At 67.6% G+C, this 9,115-nt stretch carries 9 protein-coding genes; 3 read left to right on the forward strand and 6 right to left on the reverse strand.

Features of this window, described 5'->3' with window-relative positions:
* Nucleotides 1-59: 59 nt before the first annotated feature.
* Entirely contained in the window at nt 60-572 is a 513-nt protein-coding gene (locus VAR608DRAFT_RS11270; protein WP_088954149.1) for a universal stress protein, read from the forward strand.
* Nucleotides 569-2,074 carry a thymidine phosphorylase family protein gene (locus VAR608DRAFT_RS11275; protein WP_088954150.1) on the forward strand — a complete coding sequence of 502 codons (1,506 nt, stop codon included), beginning with the start codon at nt 569-571 and terminating at the stop codon, nt 2,072-2,074. Before VAR608DRAFT_RS11270 ends, VAR608DRAFT_RS11275 begins: the two co-directional genes overlap by 4 nt.
* Before the next feature lie 219 nt (nt 2,075-2,293).
* Here VAR608DRAFT_RS11275 and VAR608DRAFT_RS11280 read toward each other — a convergent pair whose 3' ends face one another.
* From VAR608DRAFT_RS11280 to VAR608DRAFT_RS11300, 6 genes are all read right to left on the reverse strand, one after another.
* Nucleotides 2,294-2,911 (reverse strand): dienelactone hydrolase family protein, encoded by a 618-nt coding sequence (locus VAR608DRAFT_RS11280; RefSeq protein ID WP_088958729.1) that lies wholly within the window; start codon nt 2,909-2,911, stop codon nt 2,294-2,296.
* A gap of 30 nt (nt 2,912-2,941) precedes the next feature.
* The gene (locus tag VAR608DRAFT_RS11285) at nt 2,942-4,921 is read right to left on the reverse strand and encodes an erythromycin esterase family protein (protein ID WP_088954151.1); all 1,980 of its coding nucleotides are present in this window, start codon (nt 4,919-4,921) and stop codon (nt 2,942-2,944) included.
* 21 nt (nt 4,922-4,942) lie between these two features.
* Nucleotides 4,943-7,279, reverse strand: a complete 2,337-nt coding sequence (gene lon, locus VAR608DRAFT_RS11290; protein WP_088954152.1) for an endopeptidase La — start codon at nt 7,277-7,279, stop codon at nt 4,943-4,945.
* Between the two features lie 31 nt (nt 7,280-7,310).
* Nucleotides 7,311-7,793 carry a host attachment protein gene (locus VAR608DRAFT_RS36940; RefSeq protein ID WP_157730837.1) on the reverse strand — a complete coding sequence of 161 codons (483 nt, stop codon included), beginning with the start codon at nt 7,791-7,793 and terminating at the stop codon, nt 7,311-7,313.
* A gap of 14 nt (nt 7,794-7,807) precedes the next feature.
* Nucleotides 7,808-8,044, reverse strand: a complete 237-nt coding sequence (locus VAR608DRAFT_RS36945) for a hypothetical protein (protein ID WP_157730839.1) — start codon at nt 8,042-8,044, stop codon at nt 7,808-7,810.
* 108 nt (nt 8,045-8,152) lie between these two features.
* The gene (locus VAR608DRAFT_RS11300; RefSeq protein WP_088954154.1) at nt 8,153-8,362 is read right to left on the reverse strand and encodes a hypothetical protein; all 210 of its coding nucleotides are present in this window, start codon (nt 8,360-8,362) and stop codon (nt 8,153-8,155) included.
* 219 nt (nt 8,363-8,581) lie between these two features.
* Here VAR608DRAFT_RS11300 and VAR608DRAFT_RS11305 point away from each other — a divergent pair, with 219 nt between their 5' ends.
* A complete protein-coding gene (locus VAR608DRAFT_RS11305) occupies nt 8,582-9,088 on the forward strand; it encodes a CBS domain-containing protein (RefSeq protein WP_088954155.1) in 507 nt (168 codons plus the stop codon).
* Nucleotides 9,089-9,115: the final 27 nt, after the last annotated feature.

Here is a 9,115-nt window from a genome sequence, read left to right on the forward strand (position 1 = left end):
ACGTCAAGTCTCCTGCGCGGAGGGCCGTGAATACTGACGATCCCTCTGAAGGAGATGCCATGTACCAGCGAATCCTCGTTCCCGTCGATGGCAGTGCGACTTCGAATTGCGGCCTGGAGGAAGCCATCCGCATCGCGAAGCTGACCCACGGGCAGCTTCGGTTGTTCCATGTCATCGACGACCTGTCGTTCGCGCTTGCGCTCGGCAGCGACTCGGGTCTGTCGAACGACCTGCTGCGGTCGCTGCGCGGCGAAGCCACCCGGATCCTCGACGCGGCGCAGGCGACCGCGCGGGCGGCTGGCATCGAAGCCGACACCCGCTTGTGCGACGCCTTTCCCGGGCCCGTGCAGGACAAGGTCGCGTCAGAGGCGCGCAACTGGGGCGCCGAGCTGATCGTTCTGGGAACGCATGGACGGCGTGGCGCGAAGCGGCTGATGCTGGGCAGCGGTGCCGAACGCATCCTGCGCGTCGCGCCCGTTCCGGTCCTGCTGGTCCGTGCGCCGGACGAGGAGGATGCCGCCGCCGAGCTGCTGCGGGCCAGCGCATCCGCCCTCGCTGCGGCCGGCGAATGAGCTTGCCGGCGCTGCCGGTCCGCCGCGCCGGCATCGACACCTACCAGCAGCCTGTCGTCTACATGCGCAGCGACTGCCACGTCTGCCGCGCCGAGGGCTTCGAGGCGCAGGCGCAGGTGGAGGTGATCGACAACGGGCGGCACCTGCTGGCGATCCTGCATCACGTGAGCGGCGACTGGCTCGCACGCGACGAGATCGCCCTGTCGGATGTCGCCTGGTCCACGCTGGGCGCGGTGGAGGGCGACCTCGTGGAGGTGCGGCATCCGCCGGTGCTGGAGTCGGTGGCCCATCTGCGCGGCAAGGTGCATGGACAACCCTTCACCTACGAAGCCTTGCGCGCGTTGATGGACGACGTGAGCCACGGGCGCGTGGCCGACATCCATCTCGCATCGCTCATCACGCTCTGCGCGGGCGATGGGCTCGACTTCGACGAAATGGTGGCGCTCACGCGCGCGATGGTCGACGTGGGCGAGCGCGTTGCATGGGACGACACGCCGGTCATGGACAAGCACTGCATCGGCGGTCTTCCCGGCAACAGGACCAGCCTGCTGGTGGTCCCGATCGTGGCCGCCTGCGGCGTCACGATGCCCAAGACCTCCTCGCGCGCCATCACTTCCGCGGCCGGGACCGCCGACACCATGGAGGTCCTCGCGCCCGTGGACCTCGACCTGCCCACGATGCGCCGAGTGGTGGAGCGTGAGCACGGCTGCATCGTCTGGGGTGGAAACACACGCATCAGTCCGGCCGACGACATCCTGATCCGCGTTGAGCGGCCACTCAGCCTGGACAGCCACGGTCTGCTCATTGCGTCGATCCTCTCCAAGAAAGCGGCCGTGGGTTCGCAGCGCGTGCTGATCGACCTGCCGGTCGGCTCGCTGACGAAAGTCCGGAGCGTCGCCGCTGCCGAGGCCCTCTCGAAAGGCCTCGTGGCGGTCGGCGCCGCTCTCGGCCTGCAGGTTCGCACCATTCTGACGGACGGCACCCGACCGGTTGGGCGCGGGATTGGCCCTGCACTGGAAGCCATCGACGTCATGGCGGTGCTCGAGCGGGCGCCCGACGCACCGCAGGATCTGCGCGAACGCGCACTGGTGCTGGCCGGCCTGGTCCTGGAAATGGCTGGCAAGTCGTCCGATGGCACCGGACAGGCACTGGCACGCCAGGTGCTCGACGACGGGCGGGCGCTCGCGAAGTTCATCGCGATCTGCGAAGCGCAGGGCGGCTCGCGCGTGCCGCCCAGTGCGACGCACACCCACGTCGTGGTCGCGCACACCAGCGGCGCGGTCGCGGCGATCGACACGCGCCTGTTGGCGCGTGCGGCCAAGCTGGCAGGTGCGCCGCGCGATCCGTCCGCGGGGGCGGTCCTTCATGTGCAGGTCGGAGATCATGTCGAAGTCGCCCAGCCCTTGCTCACCCTGCATGCCCAGAGCCAGGGGGCGCTGCAATACGCGCTCAACTTCATGCGTACCCAGATGCCGGTCGTCCACTTCGACACGTGCACATGAGCGCAGGTGATGTTGGCGCTCAGCGGGCCGAAGCGCCCACATTCGCGGGCCAGACGGCACCTTCGACGTGAATGGCTTCGCCCGCGGGGTCCGCGGGCTCGGCGCGGGCAACAACGATCTGCGCAACCAGCACCTGGGGGCGTATGGCACGTACACCAATGACGGCGGCTTCTACGCCGGGCCCCGTACGGGTCGGGGTCGCTGCATGCGATGCATGCCTCAGTCGCCGGGCCGAAGATGTTCGAGGAACCACGCGCACGCCAGGCGGGCCACCGTTTCCAGCGCGCCGGCCTCTTCGAAAAGATGGGTGGCGCGCGGAACGACTTCCAGGCGCTTCACGCAGTTCAGCGCCCGCAGCGCCGTCTGGTTCATCGCGAGGACCTCGCGGTCCGCGCCGCCCACGATCAGGAGGGTCGCCGCACGGAGCATGCCGAGCTCATCCATGGCGAGGTCCGGACGTCCCCCGCGGGAGACGACGGCTTGCACCGCCTCCGGCCGATGGGCCGCGGCAACCAGCGCCGCGGCGGCCCCGGTGCTCGCCCCGAACAGCCCGACGGGCTGCCGTGCGGCCGCAGTCGCAGCCAGTGCGTCCAGCGCCAGCAGCACGCGCTGCGACAGCAGGGGAATGTCGAACACGTTGGCCCGGATCTCGGCCTCCTCGGGTGTGAGAAGGTCGAACAGCAGCGTGCCGAATCCGCAGGCCTGGAGCGCTCGCGCCACCTGAAGGTTGCGGCGACTCAACCTGCTGCTGCCGCTGCCGTGCGCGAACACGATGATGCCGCGTAGCGGCTTCGGCAAGCAAAGCTCGCTTTCGAGGCGCTCGGGACCGATGAGCATCGAAATGGGTTCTGTCATGGTGTGCCCCTGTCAGAGTCCGAAGGGATAGGTCTCCGGAAGGCCCTCGATGGTTTCCGTCGGCAGCGGCGTCACGGCGCGGGTCTGGTCGAACCAGATGTATTCGTCGAACTGGCGTGGCAGCAGGGCCTGGAAGTAATGGCTCTGCAATTCCGTCGCGGGGCGGTAGAGCACTCCGATCGCGCGTTCGAGCCGCTCCGTCGACAGGCCCTCGAGCACCTCGTCTGGCACCGGGCTGCGCAGCGGCAGTATGAAGTTCGCGATGGTAGTGTCGTGAAACAGCTTTTCGTAGCTGCCCGCGAGCGATGGCCGGACCGTCTTGACCTCCATCGGACCATCCCAGGCGGTGGCCGCGGCGACGGTTCCGCCGTGCGTGCCAAAGCCGACCAGGCAGGCATTGCGGCCGAACTCGGCGCGGCAGAGCTGACCGATGTTGTGTTCCCCACGGTGCGACATTTCCGTCGCCCGGGCATCGCCGACGTGCGAGTTGTGCGCCCACACGATGGCCTTGCTGTCCGGCCCGTGATGGGCGAGCAGCATCTTCAGCGTCTCGAACATGTGGCTGTCCCGCAGATTCCAGGACGCGCGCGATCCGTAGTACATGATGCGGTAGTAGCGCTCGGCGTTGGCTACCAGGTGCGCGTTCTGCACCGCGTCGAGGAAGCGATCGCCGTCCCGCTCGGCATAGTGCTGCTGATTGCGCAGCAGCTCGCCGAGGATGGCCACCACTTCGTGCTCGCAGCTTTGGTACTTGGCGTTGAGGGCTGCATGGCCGTAGCTCGCCGGATCGGATTGCCACGGCGTGAGGCAGCCATAGCGCCGGCGGGCGATGCTGGCGGTCGCCGGGTCCACATCCTCCAGGTAGCCGACGACCGCATGGATGGAGTTGTAGAGGCTGTAGAGATCCAGGCCATGGAAGGCCACGCGGTCGCGCTCCGCAAGCCCGGCATTGTGTCCGCGCAGCCATTCGACGAACGCGCGAACTTCTTGGTTGCGCCACATCCAGACCGGAAAACGCGCGAAGGCGGTCCATTTCGACGGGCGGTGGCGGCCATGGCGCACGTAGCGGTCGATCCGTGCCGTGTCGGGCCAGTCGCCTTCGATTGCGACAAAGCGGAAGTGCTTGCGTTCGATGAGCGCGCGCGAGATGCGCTCGCGCATTCGGTAGAACTCGGAAGTACCGTGCGTCGCCTCGCCGAGCAGCACGACGCGAGCATCGCCGATGCGGGCGAGTAGCGATTCGAGGTCCGCGTCGTCGATGCTTTCGAAGCGTTCGCAGGCGTGCGCGATGCGCTGCGCCAGCGTCGCCTCCGGCGTCCCGCGCCTGTCACCGCGCGGCATGCTGCGGCCTGCGTCAACGTCGAGCGGCGCGACACGGATGTCGGCGATGTCCTCGATCGCGTACTCGGCGGGGCCTGTGCGCGTCACGCGGACCAACTCCCGCACGGCGGGATCCTTGCCCACTGACACCGCCATGCGCCCGCCGACGGCGAGCTGCGGCTTCAGCGCCCCGACGATGTCGGCACCGTCGGGATGCACGAGGATGGCGTCGTAGGGCCCATGCTCCGGCAGGCCCCGGTTGGCATCGCCATGCACGATGTGCACGTGCGGACAATGGAGGCTGCGCAAGAGGGCCGCGGCCTTCGCGGCGGCGGCGCCATCCGGCTCGACGCTGTGAACCCTGGACGCCAGTCGCGCCAGCACCGCCGTCGCGTAGCCCGCGCCGGTACCGATCTCCAGCACCCGGGCCCGTGTGTCGAGCGCGAGCGCGTCGGCCATGATCGCGAGGAGGTACGGCCGCGGAAGGGACGAATGCGCGTCGATCTTCAGCGCTGCGTCCTCATAGGCGAACTCGCGCAAGGATTCGGGCAGGAAGTCCTCGCGAGGTACGGCGCGCATCGCATCCAGGACCGCGGCGGTGCGGACGCCACGCCCTGCAATCTGTTCATCCACCATGGCGGCGCGAAGGTGCTCGAAGTCGGTTGGCGGCATGGCATCACCCTCCAGGCCATCTCAGCGTGCGTCCGGATCGAGGGCGGCGGCGATGGCATCGTCGACCGTATCAAGGGCCACGAAACGCATGGACGCGCGCACGGTCTCGGGTACGTCCGCGAGGTCCCTGAGATTGCGGGCAGGAAGCAGCACGGCCGCGAGGCCCGCGCGCTGGGCGGCGAGCACTTTCTCCTTGATCCCCCCGACGGGCAGCACCAGGCCGCGAAGGCTGATCTCCCCGGTCATGGCAATGTCGTGCCGCACCTTCCGGTCGGAGAAGAGCGACGCCAGCGCGATGAACATGGCGACGCCGGCACTGGGCCCATCCTTGGGCACCGCGCCGGCCGGGATGTGCAGGTGCACGTCGCTCGCGTCGAACACCTCCGGCCGAATGCCCAGAGCCGCCGCGCGGGTCTTGGCCAGCGTGAACGCGGCCTGCGCGCTCTCCTTCATGACATCGCCGAGCTGTCCGGTCAGGTGCAGCTTGCCGGTGCCCTGCATGCGCGCGGCTTCGATGAACAGGATGTCGCCGCCCACCGGCGTCCAGGCGAGACCCGTGGCCACGCCGGTGAGGCTGCTGCGAAGCGCGGCCTCATGCTCAAAGCGTGCAGGGCCGAGCACAGCGTCCAGTTCGGCCGCGTCGACGCTGACCGACGGCACCGCGCCTTCCGCCACCTGCATCGCCGCGTGCCGCATCACGCGACCGATCTCGCGCTCGAGCTGGCGAACGCCGGCCTCGCGCGTGCGGTTGGCGATGATGTCCGCGATGGCCGCTTCGGTCAGGACGCACTGGTCCTCCTTCAGCCCGTTGGCCTCGCGTTGCCGGGGCACGAGGTAGCGCCGCGCGATGTTCAGCTTTTCTTCCTGCGAATAGCCGGGCAGTTCGATCACCTCCATACGATCGCGCACGGGCGCGGGCACGTGATCGATCACATTCGCGGTGGTGATGAAGACCACCCGGCTCAGGTCGAACGGGATGCCGAGGTAGTTGTCGCGGAAGGTGCCGTTCTGCTCGGGATCCAGCACTTCGAGCAGCGCGGCCGACGGGTCGCCATGCGCGCTGGCGCTGAGCTTGTCGACTTCGTCGAGCATCATCACCGCATCGCGGGCCCCGGCACGGCGCAGGCCCTGCAGGATGTTGCCCGGCAAGGCGCCGATATAGGTGCGGCGGTGCCCGCGGATTTCCGCTTCGTCGTGCACGCCGCCGAGCGATACGCGCACGAAGGGCCGCTGGATGGCGCGCGCGATGCTCTGGCCCAGTGATGTCTTGCCGACCCCGGGTGGACCCACGAAGCAGAGGATGGGCGCGCGCCCCGCGGGGTTGAGCTTGCGAACGGCGAGGAACTCGAGCACGCGCTTCTTGACGCTTTCGAGGCCGAAGTGATCGGCCTCCAGCGTCGCGCGCGCCGCCGCAAGATCGATCGGCGCCAGGACCGGACTCTTCCATGGGAGCTCGACCATCCACTCCAGGTAGGTGCGCAGCATGGCGTACTCGCCGCTCGTGTCCTGCATGGAGCGAAGCCGATGGAGTTCCTTGCGCGCGTGCGCCTGGGCATCGGTCGGCATGCCCGCCTTGGCGATGGCTTCGTCGATGCGCTGGAGGTCTTCCGCGTTGGCATCGTCTTCGCCGAGTTCGTGGCGGATGGTTTCCATCTGCTGGCGCAGGAGGAATTTGCGCTGCGTATCGCTGATCTGTTCCTTGGTGCGTTCCCCGATCTCCCGGGACAGGCGCACCACCTCCAGGCGATGCGAGAGAAGCTTGAGCAGCTTCTCCACCCGCGGCACCGTGGCCACCATCTCCAGCAGCTCCTGCTTCTCGTTCACCTCGACGTCGATCACGCCGGCCACGATGTCGGAGAGCGCCGAAGGGCCGCGCGTGGTCTGTAGCGCCTGCACGAACTCCGAAGGTACGCTGGGAAGCAGCGAAAGCAGTTCGATGGCGCGCTCGCGCAACTGCAGCTCCAGCGCTTCGGCCTGGGGGGAGGTGTCGGCGTCCTGGTCGATCTCGGCGATCCTCGCCGCCAGGAAAGGGTAGCCGTCGCAGGGCTCGACCAGACGGAAGCGCTGGATGCCCTGGCACACCGCATGGTGCTGCCCCTGCTCGGGTTCGACATGGTGGACGATCCTGGCGAGGGTCCCGACTGCGTGGAGCGAATCGAAGGTCGGCAGTTCCTCCTGTGGATTCTTCTGCAGGACGACACCCACCGGAATCTCGTTCTCGAGCGCATGCCTGAGCGCGGCAATCGAAGGATCGCGCCCGACGCTGATCGCGGTCAGCGCATGCGGAAACAGGACGAAGTTCCGCATCGGGATCAGCGCCACCACGCCGGGGGGCAGACCGGGCTGCTCGGTTGTCATGGCCTGCCTCCGGAGAGGGTCCGGCGTGCTGTCAGCTCGCGCCGTGCGTCTCGCGGCCTGCGGCGTGCGCGAGTGGGAGACGCTGTGCGATCTCGGCCGCGCTCAGGGCGGTGAAATCGTTGTTCAACTCGACGCCGATCTTCTCGCTGACTGCTGAACTCAACTGTTGCCTGAGCTCGCCTAGGAAGGGTTTCGCGGCCAGGATGGTTAGCGAATCGAATTCCTGGGCGGCAAGACCCTTTTCCAGGCGGTCCGCCAATGCACGCGCGAAGCGCACATGTTCCTTCCGGCGGATGTCGTTGCGCGCCTCGAACCGATCGTCGTGGTGGTCTCGCTCGCCACCTCCCTGATCGCTCGCGGCGAGTTCGCCGGGGTGCACGCGACTTTGCGTATGCGTCAAGGTCTCGACTGGCTCCAGTCCGCCATTGCCGGCACCTTGGCGAAAGATGCGAGCGAGCGAGGCGTTGGCCACCACGATCCATTGGCTCTTCATTGCTGTCTCCTGTTGCTGCAAAAGGCTCGCCGCGGTCAGCGGCGGGCGACGAGGATGCCCACGATCAGGCCAGTGAGCGCCAAGGCGGCCATGACGGGGTAAGGGTGCCGGTGCATGGTGCCGTCGGCTGTGTGCATTGCCTCGCGCGCCTTGCTGATCGCGCCGCCGCGCATTTCGTCCAGACGCTCGCCGAAGCCGTGCAGGACATTGCCCCACTTGTCCGTGGCGCCTGTTACAGATGTGTCGGCGTTTCGAGTCGCTGCGTCGTACATGGACTGTGTCCTTCATAAGGTGAATGGATCAGCCCATGTTAGGAACCGGACTCCCCAGCGGATTGACCCATGTCAAGTGTTCGCTCGATGCCGGCTCTCGATGCCCTCTCAGTGCGGCATGCTTACGCGCACGGCGGGCCAGGCGACCTCCACGCCGATCATGGCGCGCGCGTAGAGGTAGTTGAGGCGTCCGCGTTCGCTGAGCGAATCGATATCGACGTGCCCCACTCCGTCGCATGGGAAGCTGTAGGACCGCCGATTGGAATACAGGGCATCGAAGCGGAGTTCGTAGGCGCCGTCGGCAGGTGGGTTGGCCATAGGATTCTCCTGATTGAAGTGATCCCGTAAAGTCAATCTAGTCGGTGCGCATGGCCGAACGGTCAACGGCGAGAAACGGAAGGCAACACTGCGTGAACGATCGATGTCCTGTCGCAATGAGTTTGTGGGTGGAGCCCGGCGCTGATTGATCTTCGTCATGGCGTGTCCGGACGCGCCGCCTAAAGTGGGAACCCCCATCACATCACTCACGGAGATCCCATGAACATCGCCAGCTTGTGCCGCCGCGAAGTCGTTGCCGTTCCCGCAGCGGCCTCCCTCCCGCAAGTCGCAGCCCGCATGTCGGAAGAACATGTCGGTTCGGTCGTCGTGGTGACAGGGGACGACCCGCCACGCGTCACGGGCATCCTCACCGATCGCGACCTGGCGCTCGATGTCGTCGGCAGCGGTCAGTCGGGCAGCAATCTGAGCGCGGGCGATCTCGCCAGGAAGTCGCTCGTCGCGGTGCCCGGCAGTGCCAGTGTCCAGGAGGCCACTGCCACCATGGAAAAGGCCGGCGTGCGTCGGGTCCTCGTGGTCGACGACGCGGGCCGGGTGACCGGGCTCGTGGCCGCCGAGGATCTGATGGCGGCCATCTCCGACGAACTGGCCCAACTCGCGCGTGCTCTGCGAGGTGGGATCGAGCGCGAGAAGAGCGAGCGCAAGGCGGCCACTGAGCCAGCCGGACCCCGGCCTGTGTTTCCCTCGTTCGGAACCGCGGTGCAGTAAGCCCCAGCGCCGGCCGGGGCACCGGAG

The sequence above is a fragment of the Variovorax sp. HW608 genome, assembly GCF_900090195.1.
In the GTDB taxonomy this organism is placed as follows: Bacteria; Pseudomonadota; Gammaproteobacteria; order Burkholderiales; family Burkholderiaceae_C; genus Variovorax.

Coding starts and splice junctions, on each gene's coding strand:
- VAR608DRAFT_RS11270 (WP_088954149.1), top strand. CDS start 60: ATGTACCAGCGAATCCTCGTTCCCGTCGATGGCAGTGCGACTTCGAAT.
- VAR608DRAFT_RS11275 (WP_088954150.1), top strand. CDS start 569: ATGAGCTTGCCGGCGCTGCCGGTCCGCCGCGCCGGCATCGACACCTAC.
- VAR608DRAFT_RS11280 (WP_088958729.1), bottom strand. CDS start 2,911: ATGCTCATCGGTCCCGAGCGCCTCGAAAGCGAGCTTTGCTTGCCGAAG.
- VAR608DRAFT_RS11285 (WP_088954151.1), bottom strand. CDS start 4,921: ATGCCGCCAACCGACTTCGAGCACCTTCGCGCCGCCATGGTGGATGAA.
- lon (WP_088954152.1), bottom strand. CDS start 7,279: ATGACAACCGAGCAGCCCGGTCTGCCCCCCGGCGTGGTGGCGCTGATC.
- VAR608DRAFT_RS36945 (WP_157730839.1), bottom strand. CDS start 8,044: ATGTACGACGCAGCGACTCGAAACGCCGACACATCTGTAACAGGCGCC.
- VAR608DRAFT_RS11300 (WP_088954154.1), bottom strand. CDS start 8,362: ATGGCCAACCCACCTGCCGACGGCGCCTACGAACTCCGCTTCGATGCC.
- VAR608DRAFT_RS11305 (WP_088954155.1), top strand. CDS start 8,582: ATGAACATCGCCAGCTTGTGCCGCCGCGAAGTCGTTGCCGTTCCCGCA.